Raw genomic sequence first — 17,092 nt, 5'->3', positions numbered from 1 at the left:
TCCAAAAGGCCCCCGCCTCCGGCAATCCGATGCCGGGAGCGGGGGTCTTGCTGCTATATATTATATAAATAGGTAGGGAACTCACTGCACCGCGTCGGTGCCGTAGACCTCGATCTGGGTCAGTGCCGGGAAGGGGGAAGGGTCGTCCGCCTTGATCAGGTCGCCCAGCCGCAGCCAGGTGATGCCCTTGCGGGCGATGTTCAGCCGGTGGGGTTCGCTGCTCTTTTCCAGGGACACCACTTCCCGGGTGCCGTCGGAGAAGCGCAGGGTCACCTGCTGCCACCAGTTGTCGTGGGGGAAGTCCGCCCGGGTGTACAGCACGATGGTGTCAAAATCCACCGGACGGCCGAAATCCAGGGTCAGTTCGGCGTCGTCCTGCATGTTGATGCCCCAGGAGGAATACGGCCACCGGCCGTGGGAATCCACCGCCAGCAGACCATCGATGGCGTTGCGGGCCGCAAACACGGCCTCGCCCCGGGTCTCCACATTGGCGCTGGCGTGGGGGTAGCAGCCGGCCACATCATGCTGGTCGGCGGGGTTGCAGGCCAGGTTGCGGTAGCCCAGCTCCCAGGCCGCGGCCGGACGCAGGGTCAGGTAATGGCGCTCGCCGGTGAAGGCCTTGGGGTTGTGGGCATCCTTTTTTTCCTCAAACAGGACAGGATACCGCAGGGTGGTGCCGGTGATGTACACCCGGGATTCCTCGATGCAGTCATCCACCCGCACCACATAGTGGCCCGGTGCCGCCACTTCAAACGTGATCACATCACCGACGGCATATTCCCCTTTCCAAGCCAGCACGACCTGCTGCGCTCCGCTTTGCTCTGCTTTGCAGACCCCGTCTGCACTGGTGATACAGATCCGATTCTTCATCTACTTTCTCCCTCAACATATAACAGTTTATCGCAGGCGAATCCGGCGGCACTGGTCCCCGCTGCGGTACAGCGCAACGGCACGGCCGTAGAAGGGTTCGTCATGGCAGGTGAATACCTTGGCGCCGCGGTAGTTTTCCCGGTTGCGAAGCACCAGGGTCCAGCAGGCGCCGTCGGCGGTATGGACATCCCAGGCGGTGATGAACTCCGGCAGGATGGTCTCCTCACTGCCGGCGCGCAGCACCCGGGCCCGGGTGACGGTCAGGCCGCGGGCGGCCAGCACCGTCTCGCCCACCCAGCGGTCCTGCATGTCCAGGGTGCGGGTGAGCAGAGGGGCCTGACACAGCTCGTTGTACTTGGGCGAATAGACGCCGGTGCCGCAGGACAGGGGGGTGTCGCTGCACAGTTCCAGCACCACGCCGCCATTTTCCAGGGTGAAGCGGGTGTCCTGTCCGCTCACCTGCACTTCCGGATGCAGGTGGAAAAACTCCTGCACCTGGTGGCTGCCCCGGCAGGTGATGTCCTGCACCGACAGCCAGATGCCGCAGTCCAGCGCAAAGACCCGCCGCACCACATGGTAGGGGGTACCGTCCCGCAGCGTGCCCCAGAAGGGCAGCTCGGCGTAATGGACGCCCTCCTTTTCGGCATAGTAGTTGGCGCCGGTCTCGGCGTAGTCGGCATAGCTCCAGGAGGCATCCGGGTCACCGCCGGACTGGCCGTCGATGACGCACAGGTTGTGGGCCGCCGGCGCCTTGAGCTGGCAGCGCAGGGGGTCGTCCTCCCGGTAGGTGTAGCGGCCGGTGTCCACCAGGAAGGGCTTGCCGCCGCAGTATACCGTCAGGTGGGTCTGGTCGGCATGGCCGTGGCTGCTGCCCAGGGGGCTGTTTTTCAGGGCGGTGAAGTTGGCCTTGTCCGTCCAGTCGCTGCGGAACGCCAGATTGCCGCTGCGGGGGCAGGGCCAGCTGCGCCGGCGGGGCTCCTCCGGGCTGCACTGCTCAAAGGCGCGGATGCCGGACATGCCCAGCAGCCATGCGCTCTCCATGTCCAGGGTGTCCCCCGCCGCCCAGCGGTAGATGCCGCCGTCGGCAAACAGGGCCGCCGCCCGGGCCAGCACGTCCCGCACGTCGGTCACGTCGCTGTCGCACTGGGGCATCTGGTACAGGGCGGGGTCAGCGGTGTACAGCACCTGCCGGCTCATCACCCGGATGACGCTGAGCAGCCAGCCCGGGGCTTCCAGGTCCAGACCCTGGCCGGGGCCCGCCTGGGTTTCCGGCAGGGTGCCGCCGGCGGGGGCTTCCACCGCACGGCGCGCCAGGTCGGACAAAGGCCGCCCCGCCTGCTGCGCCGCCCGGATGAGCACCAGCATCTTCACGCAGGCGTTGAGCACCTCCACATGGTACATGGGGGACTGCTCCCAGTGGGTGCCGTCCTCCAGCACCTGGAGCTGCAGCTGGGTGAACAGATGGTCCCAGGACCAGCTTTCCAGCTCGGCGGGGACACAGTCGGCGCCGAACCAGGCCGCCGCCGCACAGATGGCGGTGGTCTGCAGCACGCCCCAGTTGCTCAGGGTGTAGCGGGTGATGTAGCGGGCTTTCAGGTTGGCGAACTGCTCCGCCAGACTGGCCAGCACCGTGTTGGCCTGGGCGTCGGTGAGGGCGTCCTCCGCCAGCAGGAAGGGCAGCAGCCGGCACCAGTTCAGGCAGCGGATGCCGGTGTCGATGGTGCGGGTGGCAATGTTGCCTTCCAGGGTGATGGGGTTGGAGGCGATCCAGTTGAGCAGGTCCCCGGTGAGCTTGTCCCGGTATTGGACCTTTCCGGTCAGGACCCAGGCCTGCCACAGCTTGGGCAGGTAGTCATGCCGGTTGAGCATGTACACCCATTCGGGGTCCCCGTTGGGGCTTTCGGTCCAGGTGCCGGCGGGCAGGGTGTAGGGGGTGCTGCAGGGTTCCATATCCCAGCGGTCGGTATAGGTAAAGGTGTTCTGCACCAGCGCGTCGGCCTGTTTCAGCAGGTCGGCCGCTTCCGGGGCACAGTGGGCCCGGACATAGGCGCCGGTGTTCTGCGCCTGGTAGTGCTCCGCAAATCGGCGGGCGTCCCGGCACAGGCAGTGCAACGCGGAATCGGTCATGGCAGTTTCCTCCCATAAAAAAACGGCAGGGATGCCGGTGAGACATCCCTGCCGGTAAACGGTGCGGATTTCGGATCAGCGGCCGGACTGTTTCACCGCAGCATGATGGGGAAATCAGGCAACGATGTGCAGCACGGACAGCACGATGCCCAGCGCAATGGTCAGCAGGACCAGCTTGATGGTGGTCCACTTCTTCACCTTGATGAGGTAGAAGACCAGGCCCAGGAAGGCGCAGGGCAGCAGGTTGGGGGCGATGGCGTCCAGCATGGACTGCAGGGAAACGATCTGCTGTTCTTCCGTGCCGGGGACCGACGCCGCATACTGGATGGGCGTTGTGATCTTGACAAAGTTGAACGCCAGACCGGAAATGACCGTGACGCCGATCATGCTGGCCACGTTGGAGATCTTTTCGATCTCGCTGGTCATCTTGCCGATGATGCTGGTGCCCAGGTTGTAGCCCAGCAGGCCGCACAGGATCTTGACGATGAGCAGAACGATGTTCATGCCCAGCAGGTACAGGATGGGTCCGAGCAGCAGGCCGTCATAGGCCAGGGAAGCGCCGATGGTGCCCAGCAGGGGCGCCAGGACGAACTGGGACAGGGAGTCGCCGATACCGGCCAGAGGGCCCATCATGGCCATCTTGATGTTCCGGATCTCGCTGCTGGGAGTGCCGTTTTCCAGCATGACCAGGTGCAGGCTGGTGACAAAGGGCACAAAGTGCATGTTGGTGTTGTAGAATTCGATGTTCTCCTTCAGGACAGCCTGCAGGGCGTCATCGTCATCCTTGTACATCTTGCGCAGGGCGGGGTACAGCATGTTGGCGTAGCCCAGGCCCTGGTAGTTGCCGTAGTTAAAGCCGTTCTGCAGGAAATAAGAACGCAGGGACGTCTTGATGAAATCGGCTTTTGTCAGTGCATTAGATACCATCTTCGAACACGACCTCCTCATCTTCGGCAGCAGCAGCGGCGGCAGCCTTGTTCTGGTTGAAGAAGACCAGCAGGGCAACAGCGGTACCGGTGATCGCCACGGCCATGGTGCCCAGGCCCATGTAGGAGACCAGCACATAGCCCAGCAGGACGAACGGAATCAGTTCCTTCTTGGCCATAACGTTCAGGATCATGGCGAAGCCGACGGCGGGCAGCATCTTGCCGGCCACGGTCAGGCCGGTGCTGAGCCAGCCAGGGATCAGGTTGATGACGGCTTCCAGGCCGGTGGCGCTCAGGGCGGCGACCAGGCCGATGATGCAGCCCACGATGAAGAAGACCCACACGGTGGTGTTGGCCGCAATCCGGAAACCGCGGAAGTTCTTCTTGTCCAGGGCACGGGTGGCAAAGCCGCTCAGGGTGGTGGCAAAGGTGTAGGTGGCAGTCAGAACGAACTGGAACCCGACCGCAAACGGGATGGACAGGGCCAGGGCGGTCTCCACCGGAACACCGGCGGTGATGGCCATGATGGCGCCCACGATGCCGGGGCCCATATGGTTCGGGGGGATGGAACCTCCCTGAGAAACGCCGTAGCCCATGAAGGCCAGCTCACCCACAGCGCCCATGGCCAGACCGGTCACAGGGTCGCCCAGGATGATGCCCACGCCCGTTGCCATGACCAGGCAGCGGTTGGTGTAGATGCCCAGCAGCATACCGGCCAGACAGACGCCGGTCCACAGGGCAATCAACACTGCTTGTAACATTGTGATTTGCACAGAAAACTCCTCCTTACAGATTTATCAGATGTAATCGTTCAGGTTGACCTGAGCGACACCATCATCACCGGTAGCTGTGGCCTTGGTGTTGAAGGTAACACCGTACTTGTCCCGCAGTTCCCGCAGGGCGGCCTTGTCCTCGGGTCCCAGCGCGATGAACTTGCTGACCTCTTCCTTGCCGGGTGCGTGGTGGATGTTGCCGACATTGATCTCCTTGACGGGGACACCGCCGGCCACCAGACGCAGGGCGTCGGCGGGGCTCTTGCAGACGATGAAGATGGTCTGCTTGGGAGAAGCCTTGTTGATCAGCTCGCAGGTCTTCTGCACAGAGAAGAAGCGCATGGCGATGGTGCGGGGCACGACCGCCTTCATCAGCTGCTGCTGGATGGGATCGGCGCTGGCGGCGTCGTTGGCCACGATGACCGTGTTCACGCCGAGAGCCTTGATCCAGACCTGACCCTGGCCGTGGATGAGGCGTTCATCAATACGGAAAGCAACGATATTGGGCATGATTCTGTCCTCCTTATGAAATTTGATCCAATCCGGTACCGGTCTTTACCAGTACAGATTCCAATCCTTGTAGAAACGGACCAGGGCTTCCATGTAGTAGTAGTCGCCCCAGATGTTGCCCTCGTCCACACCCTTGCCGCTGTGCCAAGAGTAGACCCCGTGGTACAGCACCGGGCTGCCGGGTTTGGCCTCGGTGCCCTGGTAGTTCTGCATCAGGCTGCGCAGGATGCGGTGGCAGGCATATTTGTAGGTGTTCTTCTCGGGGTCGGTCTCCGGCAGGTACTTGCCCATCTCCAGCATGCCGCACACGGCGATGGCCGCGGCGGAGGAGTCACGGGACTGCCCGGAACCGTCGCCGAAGATCAGGTCCCAGTAGCACACATCGTCTTCCGGCAGGCGGTTGAGGAAGTAGTTGGTCATGCCCTCAAACAGATTGACGGAGGCGGGGTTGTGGTTCTGGATGTAGTTCAGGGGAATGCCGTAGATGCCCCAGGCCTGCCCGCGGGCCCAGGCGGAATCATCGCTGTAGCCCTGGCGGGTGGCGCCCCGCAGGGGAGCGCCGGTCTTGGCGTCGAAGTAGTAGGTGTGGAAGGCGGAGGCATCGTCCCGGATGACGTGGTTGGCGGCCGTCTCGTAGTGGCGGTCGGCGGCGTCGGCGTACTTGCGGTCACCGGTGACTTCGGTGGCCCAGTACAGCAGGGGGATGTTCATGAAGCAGTCGATGATCAGGCGGTAGTTGTCCTGGGCACCCACAGCGCCCCAGGCCTGGATGAAGCCATCCCGGGCGTTGTAGCGTTCCATGAGCTTGTCCGCCGCCAGGATGCCGGCCCGCCGGCCCTTTTCGGAACCGGTGAGCTTGTAGCCCGCCACGCAGGAGGGCGAATACAGGAAGCCCAGGTCGTGGTGATCCAGCTCGATGCGGTTTTCCACCCGGTGCAGGAAGGAATCGATGTTCTTCTCGGCCAGGGCGCGGAACTCTTCGTCCCCGGTGTACTCATAGCACAGCCAGAGCAGGCCGGTCCAGAAGCCGTCGGTCCATTCGATGTTTTCGATGATGGGATACTGCAGGCCCTTGGTGGCGGACCAGGGGAACTTGGTGCCGAAGTACTTCATGTTTTCCCGGGTCTGGGCCACCACGAAGTCCATGGCTTTTTCCACTTCCGCCTTGGTCAGCAGCGGGGTGGACAGGTATTTGTCCCGCTTGGCGATGGGTTCCACATGAATGGTTTTGATCATTTCGGACCCTCCTCTTGGTCTTACAGGCCGCCCTCGAAATCCGGTTCTTCGGAATCATCGGACTGGGCATCCCAGTCCATGAAGCCTTCCACGCCGGTCTGCAGCACGTCGGCGGCCAGCTCGGCCAGACCCATGCTGTCGGAGGAGAAGGCCGCTTCCATCAGCGCGGGCATGTTGGCGCCGGCCACCACCCGCACGTCCTTGCCGGTCTGGGTCATCTTCAGTTCCACCGCGGTGCGGAAGGGGGTGCCGCCGGCCAGGTCGGCCATGATCAGGACTTCCTTGTCGGGGATGGACGCCAGCAGGGCGCTCATCTTCTCCTTCAGTTCCTCGGGGCTCATGCCCTCCTCAAAGTCCAGGGCATAGACGTTTTCCGGTGCGCCGGCCACCAGCCGGGTGGCGCTCAGGGCGCCCGTGGCGTAGTTGCCGTGACCGATAATCAGGATGCTGACCATACGATTTTCCTCCTTGCGGTTTGCCTGCTTGTTGCGTTTGCGTTGTACTCAAGTATAAGGCCTAAATGCCGGCGCATGAATAGCTTATCCGACACAGTTTATTCACAAAACGGATTTTTCTGGCCGAAATTTTTCCGGACTTCCGACAGTTGTTGGGCAATATGGCAAAAAAATGCGGGCAAAAATCGTGAAAAGCGCCCTGCGGCGAATCTACGTCACAGGGCGCTTTTTTGTTTTTGCCCGTTGTGCGATTGTGTGGATCAGGTCTCAGTTTTCCAGTTCGGTGCGGTCCTTCACGTTGGCATACACCTCGGTCTTGTCCTTCACAAATTGGGTAGGAGAGCAGCCGTAGAACTTCTTGAACACCCGGGAGAAATACAGGGCGTTGTCAAAGCCGCACATCTGTGCGATCTCGGCCACGGTGTAGCCGGCGGTCCACAGGGTCAGCATCCGTTCGGCGCTCTTCATCCGCATGTCGGTGAGGTATTCCAGGGGCGAAACCCCCACTTCCTTCTTGAAAAGTTTGCGCAGATAGTCGTAGTGGAAGGGCATGGAGTGGATGAATTCATCCAGCTGGTAATCGGTGCGGGTGTAGTTTTCCTGGATGCTGGCACGGATCTGGGCCACCGGGCCGGAAAACTCCACATTGCTGCGGAAGACCACGATGTAGCTGGCGATCAGGTCCCCCAGGGAGGCCAGCACCAGTTCGTGCTTTTTCTTGTCCGACATGTGGTACAGCCGCACCTGGGCGAACGCGTTGGCCAGACCGTTGTCCTCGTCCGCCACCCGGAAGGGGGTGTGGTAGGGGAAGGAGGGGGATTCCAGCATGATGTGGATGTTGGCAAAGCCTTCCACGCCGGAATTGGCGTGAGGCACCTTGGGCGGAATGACCACCGTCTCCCCTGCCTTGTAATGGATGGGCGGCTGGTTCTCAAACCGGAAGGCGCCTTCCCCTTCGGTGCAGTAGACCACCTCCCAGTGTTCATGCTTGTGCATGCGCACGTTGTAGATCTTGGGGTGTTCCCCCACAAATACGATTCTGTTCATGGTATTCCTCGCTGTTCAGTTCCGGTGCGCGGGGGGCGCACCGTCCCATGCCGCGGCGCCCTCAGGCGTTCGCGCCGGAAGCGAGACGCTTTTTTTCGGCCTCGTTGTAAAGCTGGGTGTAGGAGGGCTGCCAGGGCACCTGGCAGTTCTGCCCCCACGCCTTGGACCCGAAGACCCGGAAGTTGGGCACGTTGGTGGCACAGTGCTTCTGGGCGAAGTCGATGAGCAGCACCGCCTTGCGCACCCGCAGCAGCATCTGGGTGGCGGTGAGGGCGTAGATGTAGTAATTGGCGTCCTTGAACTCCCGTTCCATCCCCAGAGGCATGGCGCAGTAGATCTCCGCGTGGGCGGCATCGGTGGCATAGCAGCAGATGCCGCCGCCGATCTTTTCCAGGGTGATGCCGTGGTCCCCGCACTCAAATTCAAATTTGTTCTTGAACAGGTTGAACTTGACCTTGCTCGCTTCTCCGACCTGCATGCATTTTCTTCCTTTCTGTTCCGGTCCCGGTTTCACTCATCTTTTTTTATCATATCATAAAACCATTTATTATGCCAATCCCCCAAAATTTTGCGTTATTACGCGGTTCAGCACAAGCTCAGCTCCACCCGGCCCGCCGCGGGCACCTCCAGGCGCACCACCCACAGGCCGGGGCGGCGCTCTTCGGCCCGGGCGCCGGGAAGGCTGCAGACGAGCTGTTTTTCCCCGGGCTGCAGCGTCACCAGCAGGGCCATGGGACCCGGCCGGGTGCAGTCCAGCCGGACCTGGAGGGAGGCGCAGTCCTCCCCCCAGATAGCATCGTCCACAAAGGTGTCGAAGCCGGGGGTCAGGGTGCCGGGGCGGCAGCAGGAGGCATACCACTGCACCACCGGTGCGGACAGCCCGCCGAACTGGTGCCAGCCCGCCCCCCGGCCGCAGTCCACCATGAAATGCTCAAAGCAATGGTAGGTGCGGGCGCACTCGGTCTGCCACAGGTCCAGGGCGGTGCGGGCGATGCGCAGGGCAAAGTCCGGGTCCCCGGCGTCCAGGGCCGCCTTGAAGAAGATCCACTGGTAGGGCATCCACACCGAGCCGTTCCAGTAGCCGTCCTCCCGGGCATAGGGGGCGGACCGGTCCACGGCGGTCAGGCCGCAGGCGGTCCACAGATGGTCGGGGCTTTTCACCTTTTCCCACAGGCGGCGGGCCCGGTCCGGGGGACAGGCCCCCGCAAAGAGGGGCGATGCCCCGTCAAAGCCCATGTTGAAGTTGGTCCCGTCCTTGTACCGGAGGAACGCTTCCGGCCGTTTGTGCTCATCGTGGAGGACATAGCTGTAGTATCCGGCCTCCTCGTCCCAGGCGACCCGGTTCAGGCAGTCGGTCAGGCGGGCGGCGTCCGCCTCGTACCGGGCAACAGCCTCCCGCAGGCCCATGACCCGGGCCGCATAGGCCAGGATGCGGGCACACCGCACCGCAAAGGCGGTGGTGATCACCGGGGTGCAGCAGCTCTGCAGTCCCCGCAGGCCCACCTGCTTCTGGGCGGGGTAGTCATCCCAGCCGCCGGAGTTGTAGAAATAATCCCAGGGCCGCAGCAGGCCGCTTTCCATCCCGCCGGTGGTGGAGCCGCCGGCACGGCCGATGAAAAACTCATAGGCATGCCGCATTTTCTGGTACAAGGCCAGGGCATCGGCCCGGGATTCGGGGCGGTTGAGCAGCTCCGCAAAGAGCAGGAACTGGGTGGGCAGCAGGGTGCCGTGGTGGAGGAAGGCGGCCTCCTCATCATGGGGGTCGGTGAGGTAGGCCCGCAGGCAGTCCAGCCCCCGGGGCAGCGACAGGGCGGCCAGCCCCATGCCGATGAAGCCAGAATCCCAGGTATACAGGCTGTCCCACCAGCGGCCGGGGGTGTTGTGCCGGATATACTGCCGCCGGGTGTACACCGGGTAGACCACGTTGGTGCACAGCACCCCCTGCATGAGCTGCTGGCCCAAAGCGAAGTCCTTGCCGTGGGGCAGGGCGGCGGCGGGGGCCATGGCCCGCTGCCCTTCCTCCCACCGGGCCTGCAGTCCGGCCCGGTCGGCCAGCAGCTGGCGGCAGGTCTCCTCGGCCTGCCGGCCGGCGGGCGCCCAGGCCGCCGCCCCCCAGATCACCCGGGTCTGCCCGGGCTGCAGGGGGATGGGACGCATGAACACGTCGGTGAAATGCCCTTTACCGTTGCCGGTGAGAAGGTCGTGCACATGGTCCTGGGCGGTGTCCCGCAGAAAGACGTCCAGTTCATCGTTTTCGATCTGCCGCACCTGGGTGTTTTCGTAGTCCCAGCCCACGGCATAGGTCCCGGCCAGATGGGGATACCGCAGGGTCAGCAGGGATTCCCCGCCGTGGCCCAGGCGGAGGGGACGGTACCCCTCCCCCCGCTGCAGCAGAAAGACCTGGTCCGCCTCCTCTTCCTCGCACAGGACCAGGCAGTCCAGCTTCACCTCCCCCATACCCAGACCATACAGGGTCAGCGCAAAGGGACCGGCTTCCAGCTCGGTCCGCAGCGGGAAGCGCACCACCCAGGGTTCGGTGCAGGGCGGCAGGACGATCTCCTGGCCCGGTCCCAGATTGAACCGGCCGCTCTCCTTGCCCGTGTTCAGGTACCGCACCAGCAGGCAGGGATGGAACAGGGGCCGGGGCAGATCGAACCGGTAGCGCACCGCGTCCTCAATGCCCCGCCGGGTGCTGCGGCCGAACTGGTCCTTGCCGCATTCACTGCCGAACCCCATGCCCAGGCCGTACCCGGACAGGAACCCGGGAACGGCTTCCTCCCCCCGGCGCAGCCCGTCCCAGCCCAGGCCGTCGGAGGGGCGGGGCTGGCGGAACTGCAGCTGCTCATAGTCGTTGGCCATGACCAGCACCGCGCTGTCCGGCAGGCGGATGTCCGCCCCGGGGATGGTCCATGACTGCCCCGAGGGGGTGGGGTCGTGGGCGCTGGCCGCATAGTGCAGCACCAGGTCCTGGGGGTCGGGGGAATCGTTGTGCAGTTCCGCCCGGATCAGGCAGGCCTGCTCCCCCGCCGTCAGGAAGGAGATGTCCGCATAGACCTTGTCCTTCCATTCCAGTTCATGGCGGATGGTGTAGCAGGAAAGGTCCGGCGCCGCCTGCCACACATGCCAGGGGCCTTCAAACCGGACGTTGGGCACCTCCACCCGGCGGCGGAACAGCCCCGGGAACACCGCCAGATCAAACCGGGTGCCGTCGTGAACGGCGGGCACATGGCTGATGCCGCTGTACTGCTTGGTGTAGGGGCCCCAGTCCGGCAGATGCAGGTCGTGGGATTCAAATTTCATCAGGATTCACCTCACGGTGTATTTTTTCCCCATTATAGCACGGCTGTACAGAGGAGGACATCCGGGCGAACCGCCCAAGAGACGGCCGGATTTTTTATGCGTTCTGCGCATAGCGGCGGGCGGCTTTTTCCGGTATGATAGAGAAAAGTGTTGGAGACAAAGAGAGCAGCACGCCCCCGTCCCAGGGACCGTGCCGCTCTTTTTTTGTTCCCTATTCCGCAAAAAAACGGAGGATTGGTATGAATCGGACCGCAAAGCGCGCCGCCGCGGCGCTGGGCATCCTTCTGGGGCTGGCGGTGCTGGCCCTGCTGGGGTATGTGGGGTATCTGCAGGGGCAGTATTACCGCATCCCGGACAAGACCGAGCTGGAGGTGACCGGTCCCCGCACCGAGCTGCTGGCCACCGGCACCCCCTACACCGCCGTGAGCTGCAACCTGGGCTTCGGCGCCTACGGGCCGGACTACTCCTTCTTCATGGACACGGGGGAGATGGACGACGGCACCCCCACCCGGGGGGTGCACGGTCGGGCGGAAAGCCGGGAAGCGGTGCTCACCAACATGGGCACCGCCCTGGACACCCTGACCGCCATGGACCCGGACCTGCTGCTGTTGCAGGAGGTGGACGAGAACGCCCACCGCAGTTTCCGGGTGAATCAGCGGCAGATGACGGGGGAGGCTTTTCCCGGCCACAGCCAGGTGTGGGGCGAAAACTTCCACAGCGCCTTCCTGTTCTACCCCTTCACCGACCCCCACGGGGACGCCAAGGCCGGACTGCAGACCCTGTCCCGCTACCGGGTGGACCGGGCGGTGCGGCGCAGCTATCCCATTGACGAGAGCTTCTTTCTGAAATTCACCGACCTGGACCGCTGCTTCACCCTGTCCTACCTGCCGGTGGAGGGCACCCACCGCCAGCTGGTGGTGGTGCACAGCCACATGTCCGCCTACGACGAGGGGGGCACCGTGCGGGCCCGCCAGCTGGAACTGCTGCGTCAGGTGCTGACCGAGGAATACCAGAAGGGCAACTACGTCATTGTGGGGGGCGATTTCAACCACGCCCTCTACGGCACCGCCCATGCCTTTGAGAGCCGGCAGACCTTCCCCGGCTGGGTACAGACCCTGGACGACACCGACCTGCCGGAACACTTTGCCTTTGTGGCCGCGGACAACGGCTTCACCGTGCCCACCTGCCGGGGGGCCGACATCCCCTACACCCCCGGGGTGAACTACACCACCGTGGTGGACGGGTTCCTGGTGTCCGACAATGTGACCGCCCGGGCGGAAAACATCGACAGCCAGTTCGCCTTCAGCGACCACAACCCGGTGCTGCTGACCTTCTCCCTGGCGGCCTGAGTGCCGGAATTTTCCTCTGTTTTCCCGGGGGCTCATGTGATACAATGGGTTTGTATAACAAAGCAAACCAGTATGAATTGTCACAGGAGACCCTGCATGAAACTGATTCTCAGCGACCGTCCCCTCCCCTTGCCCGACCTGGGACCGGAGGTGCGGTTTGTGGACCTTTCGGCCCTGCGCATCGCCCCCTGCACCGGCTGTTTCGGCTGCTGGACCCGCACCCCGGGCCGGTGCGTCATCCGGGACGACGCCACCGCCGTCTATCCCCTCATTGCCCGGAGCGAAGCGGTTTTCTACATCAGCCGGCTGTGCTACGGCGGGTATGACACCCCCATGAAAACCATGCTGGAGCGGGCCATTCCGGTGCAGCAGGCCTTCATCCGGCTGCTGCACGGGGAGACCCACCACGTCCAGCGCTCGGTGGCCATGAAGCAGGCCACCATCCTGGGCTACGGGGACATTTCCCTCGCCGAGCAGGAGATTTTCCGCCGGCTGGTGGGGCGCAACGCCGCCAACATGAACTTTGCCGGGTACCGGGTGCTCTTTGCCCGGGAGGCGGACCTGGAACAAACGGTACAGCGGGAGGTGACGGCATGGCTGGCATCCTGATCCTCAACGGCAGCCCCCGGGCGCCCCGCTCCAACTCCCGCCGGTACGCCGAACTCTTTGCCAAGGCCAGCCCGGTGCCCACCGAGACGGTGAACATCACCCGCACCAACCACGGCGAACTGTGCGCCAAAGCCGCCCGATACCACGATGTCCTGCTGGTTTTTCCCCTGTATGCCGACGGCATTCCGGTGAGTCTGCTCAACTTCCTGAAAAGCTGGCAGGACCGCCTGCCCCCCAAAAAGCCCCGCATTTCGGTGCTCATCAACTGCGGGTTTTATGAGCCGGAACAGAACGACGTGGCCGTGGCCATGATCGAGCAGTTCTGCCGCCGCACCGGCTGTACCCTGGGGGCGGTGCTGAAGATCGGCAGCGGGGAGGCCATCCTGGACCCCCCCTTTGTCTTTCTGGTCCGCCGCCGCATCCGGGCCCTGGCTGCCGCCGTGACCGCCGGACGGCCCCGGGTGCTGCAGGTGACCATGCCCATCCCCAAGCGGCTGTTCGTGGCCGCCTCCGCCGTGTACTGGGAAAACTACGGCAGGCGCAGCGGCATCACCAAACGGCAGATGCAGTCCATGGACATTGAACCCCAACCTCCTGTGACCTGAAAACCGTCTCCCTTCTTTCCGTACAAGGCGTCCGCCCGACTGCAGCCCGGGCGGACGCCTTGTTCATGATTTGTTCACATTTCTCAAACAAAAGCCAAACGCGGCAGAGATACAATGGCTGCCGGGATGGGAAAATCCCGGTTTTGGAGGTATAATCAAAGGCAGAAAAGGAGGGCGCGGGGATGTTTCATATTCTGGTGCTGGAAGATGACGCCAAGCTGAACCGGGCGGTGTGCACCTGCCTGAACGACAGCGGTTTTGCGGCCAGGGGCTGCCTGGACGCCAACGCCGCCTACGACGAGCTGTACAACACCCTGTACGATCTCATCATCTCGGACATCATGCTGCCGGGGATGGACGGCTTTGCCTTTGCGGAGAACGTGCGCCGGGTGAACAAGACCATCCCCATCCTGTTCATGTCCGCCCGGGACGACCTGCCCGCCAAGCAGCGGGGGTTCCGCCTGGGCATCGACGATTACATGGTCAAGCCCATCGAGCTGGACGAGCTGGTGCTGCGGGTGCGGGCGCTGCTGCGCAGGGCCCGCATCCAGGCGGACCGTAAGCTGACGGTGGGGAATCTGGTGCTGGACGCCGACGCCATGACCGCCGCCGTGGACGGGACCGAGGTCCCGGTGACCACCCGGGAGTTCAACATCCTGTACAAGCTGCTGTCCTACCCCAACAAGACCTTCACCCGGGCCCAGCTCATGGACGAGTTCTGGGGGGTGGAGTCGGACACCGGGCTGCGGGCGGTGGACGTGTACATCACCAAACTGCGGGACAAATTTGCCCTGTGCACCGGCTTTGAGATCCGCACGGTGCGGGGCCTGGGCTACAAGGCGGTGCTGGGATGAGAAAGACCTATGCCGACAAACGGGTGAAGCAGCCGCTGTTTCCCCTGTCTGCCTTTGCCCTCTTCTTTGTACTGTTTGCCCTGCTGACCACCGTCCAGATGATGATGATCGGCCAGGTCATCGACTACCGCAGCCTGCCCCCGGCCAACACGGCGGCGGTGCTGGTGTTCTGGGTGCTGGCGTCCCTGGCCTGCACCCTGGTCACCGGGCTGGTGGTGCGCCGGCGGTACCAGCGGCCGGTGGAGGAACTGTCCGAGGCCGCCCGCCGGGTGGCCGGGGGAGATTTTTCGGTGTATCTGCCACCCCGGCACCCCGCCGGCCGCATGACCCATCTGGACGCCCTGACCGAGGATTTCAACACCATGGTGGGGGAGCTGGGCAGCATCGAGACCCTCAAGACCGACTTTTTCTCCAATGTCTCCCACGAGATCAAGACCCCTTTGGCGGTGATCCAGACCAACGCCGAGCTGCTGCGCCGGGAGAGCCTTTCCGAACAGGAGCGCCGGGAATGCACCGACACCATCCTGCAGGCCACCCGGCGGCTTTCCAGCCTGATCACCAACATGCTCAAGCTGAACAAGCTGGAAAAACAGGTCATCCAGCCGCTGCCCAGGCCCTACGATGTCTGCGCCCAGCTGTGCGCCTGCGCGGTGCAGTTTGAGGATGTGTGGGAGAAAAAGCAGATCGACTTTGAGGCCGAGCTGGAGGACCGGGTCATCCTGTGCGCCGACGAGGGGCTGCTGGAACTGGTGTGGACCAACCTGCTGTCCAACGCCATGAAGTTCACCCCCGCCGGGGGGCGGGTGGTGCTGCGGCAGACCTCCTGGGAGGGGGAGCTCACCGTGACGGTGGCGGACACCGGCTGCGGCATGGACGAGGCCACCCGCCGGCGCATCTTTGACAAGTTCTACCAGGGGGACACCTCCCACGCCACCGAGGGCAACGGCCTGGGTCTGGCCCTGGTGCGGCGGGTCCTGGAACTTTCGGACGGGAGCATCGGGGTGCAGAGCACCCCCGGGCAGGGCAGCACCTTCACCGTGCGCCTGCCTCTTTCGCCCCGGAAGGAGGCGGCGCCATGACCGGGATCCCCTATATCGGATACGAATACCGGGAACTGACCCTGCCGGAGGAGCGGGCCTCCTTTGTGCTGGACGGGTACGAAAGCTTCGGCTGGGTGCCGGACCCCAACCGCCCCGCCCGGGTGCGGGGGCACCGGGTGACGCTGTACCTGAAGCGGGACCGCAAGATCCTGAACAAGATGGAACTGACCCGGCTGCAGCGCCACTTTGAGGCCTGTCTGGCCCAGGCGGACCGGCTGGAAAAAGCCCCCGGGCAGGCGGCGTCCCTGTGGGCGCTGCTCACCGCCCTGCTGGGCACCGCCTTCATGGCGGGGGCGGTGTTTGCGGTCACCCATCAGCCGCCCCTCTACAACCTGATGGTCCTGCTGGCGGTGCCCGGGTTCGCGGGGTGGATCCTGCCCCTGTTCGTGCACCGGCAGGTGCTGCGCCGCCGCACCGAAAAGACCCGTTCCCTGCTGGATGCCCAGTACGACCAGATCTACCAGCTGTGTGAAAAAGGCCACGCCCTGCTGTGACAAAATCCCGGCGCCTCCCCAGGAGGCGCCGGGATTTTTCTTTGCTTGCGCGCCGGAGCGCATTTTTAACAAAAGACAAACAAAACCCAAACAAACCCCAAGCAAAACCAGCCTATACTGATGCCGTCATCCGGGGAAGGTCCCCGGCCAACACAGACAGGAGGTTTTGACCATGAGCGGATACAGACTGAAACCCGGCCCCCTGGGCCGCACCCTGATCCGGGCGTACCGTGCGGCGGAGCGCCGGTTCACCCGCACCTTTCTGGAACCGAGCGGTTCCCTGAAGACCGGGCCCCTGGGTCCGGCGGTGACCGGGGCGTACCGGAAGGTGGAGCGCGGGGCGGTGCGGGGATACAAGGCTGTGGAGACCGCCTTTGTCAGCGCCTTTCTGGAGCGGGACGACGACCGCAAAGCGTGAACGGCAGGAGGTACGTATGAAAAAGAAGGATTTTGTTTCGCTGATTCTGAGCACGGTGGGGGGCATCCTGTTTGCCCTGGGGGTCTGCATGGCCCTGCTGCCCGACTGGGGCATGATGCCCCAGGGCATTGCCATCGGGCTGGTGGGGGCGGCGGTGCTGCTGGCCATGGTGCTGGTGCGCCGCAAAATGGACGGCAAACCCGCCATCGTCTTCAGCGCCCGGACCATCGGCATCACCCTGCTGGGGGTGGCCGGGGCCATGGTGCTGGGCGTGGGCATGTGCATGTGCATGATCTGGGAGATGATGGCCCCCGGCATCGCCGTGGGCATTGTGGGGCTGGTGCTGCTGCTCTGCCTGATCCCCGCCATCCGGGGGCTGGAATAACCCGGCACTTTCCCGGCAAAGCCCCGCGCCCCGG

At 63.8% G+C, this 17,092-nt stretch carries 18 protein-coding genes; 8 read left to right on the top strand and 10 right to left on the bottom strand.

The window, feature by feature from the left end; all coding sequences use genetic code 11:
* Nucleotides 1-81: 81 nt before the first annotated feature.
* The 10 genes from AC127K_RS07915 to AC127K_RS07870 all read right to left on the bottom strand — a co-directional run bounded on the left by AC127K_RS07915 (nt 82) and on the right by AC127K_RS07870 (nt 11,244).
* On the bottom strand, nt 82-870 hold the full coding sequence (locus AC127K_RS07915) for a carbohydrate-binding protein (RefSeq protein WP_294538699.1): 789 nt from the start codon (nt 868-870) through the stop codon (nt 82-84).
* A 27-nt stretch (nt 871-897) separates the two neighbouring features.
* Complete coding sequence (locus AC127K_RS07910) at nt 898-2,997, bottom strand: alginate lyase family protein (RefSeq protein WP_483720130.1); 2,100 nt, start codon at nt 2,995-2,997, stop codon at nt 898-900.
* Nucleotides 2,998-3,111: 114 nt separating this feature from the next.
* Nucleotides 3,112-3,924 (bottom strand): PTS system mannose/fructose/sorbose family transporter subunit IID, encoded by an 813-nt coding sequence (locus AC127K_RS07905; RefSeq protein ID WP_294538703.1) that lies wholly within the window; start codon nt 3,922-3,924, stop codon nt 3,112-3,114.
* Nucleotides 3,914-4,696: a PTS mannose/fructose/sorbose/N-acetylgalactosamine transporter subunit IIC gene (locus AC127K_RS07900; RefSeq protein ID WP_483720129.1), complete on the bottom strand. Its 783-nt coding sequence runs from the start codon at nt 4,694-4,696 to the stop codon at nt 3,914-3,916. Before AC127K_RS07900 ends, AC127K_RS07905 begins: the two co-directional genes overlap by 11 nt.
* Before the next feature lie 24 nt (nt 4,697-4,720).
* Nucleotides 4,721-5,206 (bottom strand): PTS sugar transporter subunit IIB, encoded by a 486-nt coding sequence (locus AC127K_RS07895; RefSeq protein WP_294538708.1) that lies wholly within the window; start codon nt 5,204-5,206, stop codon nt 4,721-4,723.
* Between the two features lie 45 nt (nt 5,207-5,251).
* A complete protein-coding gene (locus tag AC127K_RS07890; protein ID WP_294538710.1) occupies nt 5,252-6,442 on the bottom strand; it encodes a glycoside hydrolase family 88 protein in 1,191 nt (396 codons plus the stop codon).
* A 20-nt stretch (nt 6,443-6,462) separates the two neighbouring features.
* Complete coding sequence (locus AC127K_RS07885; RefSeq protein WP_294538712.1) at nt 6,463-6,897, bottom strand: PTS sugar transporter subunit IIA; 435 nt, start codon at nt 6,895-6,897, stop codon at nt 6,463-6,465.
* A gap of 267 nt (nt 6,898-7,164) precedes the next feature.
* Nucleotides 7,165-7,944, bottom strand: coding sequence for an AraC family transcriptional regulator (locus AC127K_RS07880; RefSeq protein WP_483720128.1), 780 nt, complete (start codon nt 7,942-7,944; stop codon nt 7,165-7,167).
* A 61-nt stretch (nt 7,945-8,005) separates the two neighbouring features.
* Nucleotides 8,006-8,422 (bottom strand): hypothetical protein, encoded by a 417-nt coding sequence (locus AC127K_RS07875; RefSeq protein ID WP_294538717.1) that lies wholly within the window; start codon nt 8,420-8,422, stop codon nt 8,006-8,008.
* A gap of 107 nt (nt 8,423-8,529) precedes the next feature.
* A complete protein-coding gene (locus AC127K_RS07870; RefSeq protein WP_483720127.1) occupies nt 8,530-11,244 on the bottom strand; it encodes an MGH1-like glycoside hydrolase domain-containing protein in 2,715 nt (904 codons plus the stop codon).
* A 239-nt stretch (nt 11,245-11,483) separates the two neighbouring features.
* Between AC127K_RS07870 and AC127K_RS07865 the strand changes: the two genes are divergently transcribed.
* From AC127K_RS07865 to AC127K_RS07830, 8 genes are all read left to right on the top strand, one after another.
* Nucleotides 11,484-12,593 (top strand): endonuclease/exonuclease/phosphatase family protein, encoded by a 1,110-nt coding sequence (locus AC127K_RS07865; RefSeq protein ID WP_483720126.1) that lies wholly within the window; start codon nt 11,484-11,486, stop codon nt 12,591-12,593.
* A 96-nt stretch (nt 12,594-12,689) separates the two neighbouring features.
* Nucleotides 12,690-13,202, top strand: coding sequence for a flavodoxin family protein (locus AC127K_RS07860; RefSeq protein ID WP_483720125.1), 513 nt, complete (start codon nt 12,690-12,692; stop codon nt 13,200-13,202).
* A complete protein-coding gene (locus AC127K_RS07855; RefSeq protein ID WP_483720124.1) occupies nt 13,187-13,807 on the top strand; it encodes an NADPH-dependent FMN reductase family protein in 621 nt (206 codons plus the stop codon). Before AC127K_RS07860 ends, AC127K_RS07855 begins: the two co-directional genes overlap by 16 nt.
* 182 nt (nt 13,808-13,989) lie before the next feature.
* Nucleotides 13,990-14,661 carry a response regulator transcription factor gene (locus AC127K_RS07850; RefSeq protein WP_483720123.1) on the top strand — a complete coding sequence of 224 codons (672 nt, stop codon included), beginning with the start codon at nt 13,990-13,992 and terminating at the stop codon, nt 14,659-14,661.
* On the top strand, nt 14,658-15,740 hold the full coding sequence (locus AC127K_RS07845; protein ID WP_483720122.1) for a HAMP domain-containing sensor histidine kinase: 1,083 nt from the start codon (nt 14,658-14,660) through the stop codon (nt 15,738-15,740). The genes AC127K_RS07850 and AC127K_RS07845 overlap by 4 nt, the downstream gene beginning before the upstream one ends.
* Entirely contained in the window at nt 15,737-16,255 is a 519-nt protein-coding gene (locus tag AC127K_RS07840; protein WP_483720121.1) for a hypothetical protein, read from the top strand. The genes AC127K_RS07845 and AC127K_RS07840 overlap by 4 nt, the downstream gene beginning before the upstream one ends.
* Nucleotides 16,256-16,427: 172 nt before the next feature.
* The gene (locus tag AC127K_RS07835) at nt 16,428-16,673 is read left to right on the top strand and encodes a hypothetical protein (RefSeq protein WP_483720119.1); all 246 of its coding nucleotides are present in this window, start codon (nt 16,428-16,430) and stop codon (nt 16,671-16,673) included.
* A 16-nt stretch (nt 16,674-16,689) separates the two neighbouring features.
* A complete protein-coding gene (locus tag AC127K_RS07830) occupies nt 16,690-17,058 on the top strand; it encodes a hypothetical protein (RefSeq protein ID WP_294538744.1) in 369 nt (122 codons plus the stop codon).
* Nucleotides 17,059-17,092: the final 34 nt, after the last annotated feature.

It is taken from the genome of Subdoligranulum sp. DSM 23681 (assembly GCF_057005535.1).
This window is presented reverse-complemented; position numbering and strand designations above follow the sequence as displayed.

What these genes read in the sequence shown, in the direction of transcription:
- AC127K_RS07915 (WP_294538699.1), bottom strand. Translation starts at nt 870, where the DNA reads ATGAAGAATCGGATCTGTATCACCAGTGCAGACGGGGTCTGCAAAGCA.
- AC127K_RS07860 (WP_483720125.1), top strand. Translation starts at nt 12,690, where the DNA reads ATGAAACTGATTCTCAGCGACCGTCCCCTCCCCTTGCCCGACCTGGGA.
- AC127K_RS07845 (WP_483720122.1), top strand. Translation starts at nt 14,658, where the DNA reads ATGAGAAAGACCTATGCCGACAAACGGGTGAAGCAGCCGCTGTTTCCC.
- AC127K_RS07865 (WP_483720126.1), top strand. Translation starts at nt 11,484, where the DNA reads ATGAATCGGACCGCAAAGCGCGCCGCCGCGGCGCTGGGCATCCTTCTG.
- AC127K_RS07835 (WP_483720119.1), top strand. Translation starts at nt 16,428, where the DNA reads ATGAGCGGATACAGACTGAAACCCGGCCCCCTGGGCCGCACCCTGATC.
- AC127K_RS07840 (WP_483720121.1), top strand. Translation starts at nt 15,737, where the DNA reads ATGACCGGGATCCCCTATATCGGATACGAATACCGGGAACTGACCCTG.
- AC127K_RS07910 (WP_483720130.1), bottom strand. Translation starts at nt 2,997, where the DNA reads ATGACCGATTCCGCGTTGCACTGCCTGTGCCGGGACGCCCGCCGATTT.
- AC127K_RS07880 (WP_483720128.1), bottom strand. Translation starts at nt 7,944, where the DNA reads ATGAACAGAATCGTATTTGTGGGGGAACACCCCAAGATCTACAACGTG.
- AC127K_RS07890 (WP_294538710.1), bottom strand. Translation starts at nt 6,442, where the DNA reads ATGATCAAAACCATTCATGTGGAACCCATCGCCAAGCGGGACAAATAC.
- AC127K_RS07830 (WP_294538744.1), top strand. Translation starts at nt 16,690, where the DNA reads ATGAAAAAGAAGGATTTTGTTTCGCTGATTCTGAGCACGGTGGGGGGC.
- AC127K_RS07870 (WP_483720127.1), bottom strand. Translation starts at nt 11,244, where the DNA reads ATGAAATTTGAATCCCACGACCTGCATCTGCCGGACTGGGGCCCCTAC.
- AC127K_RS07905 (WP_294538703.1), bottom strand. Translation starts at nt 3,924, where the DNA reads ATGGTATCTAATGCACTGACAAAAGCCGATTTCATCAAGACGTCCCTG.
- AC127K_RS07895 (WP_294538708.1), bottom strand. Translation starts at nt 5,206, where the DNA reads ATGCCCAATATCGTTGCTTTCCGTATTGATGAACGCCTCATCCACGGC.
- AC127K_RS07850 (WP_483720123.1), top strand. Translation starts at nt 13,990, where the DNA reads ATGTTTCATATTCTGGTGCTGGAAGATGACGCCAAGCTGAACCGGGCG.
- AC127K_RS07885 (WP_294538712.1), bottom strand. Translation starts at nt 6,897, where the DNA reads ATGGTCAGCATCCTGATTATCGGTCACGGCAACTACGCCACGGGCGCC.
- AC127K_RS07855 (WP_483720124.1), top strand. Translation starts at nt 13,187, where the DNA reads ATGGCTGGCATCCTGATCCTCAACGGCAGCCCCCGGGCGCCCCGCTCC.
- AC127K_RS07875 (WP_294538717.1), bottom strand. Translation starts at nt 8,422, where the DNA reads ATGCAGGTCGGAGAAGCGAGCAAGGTCAAGTTCAACCTGTTCAAGAAC.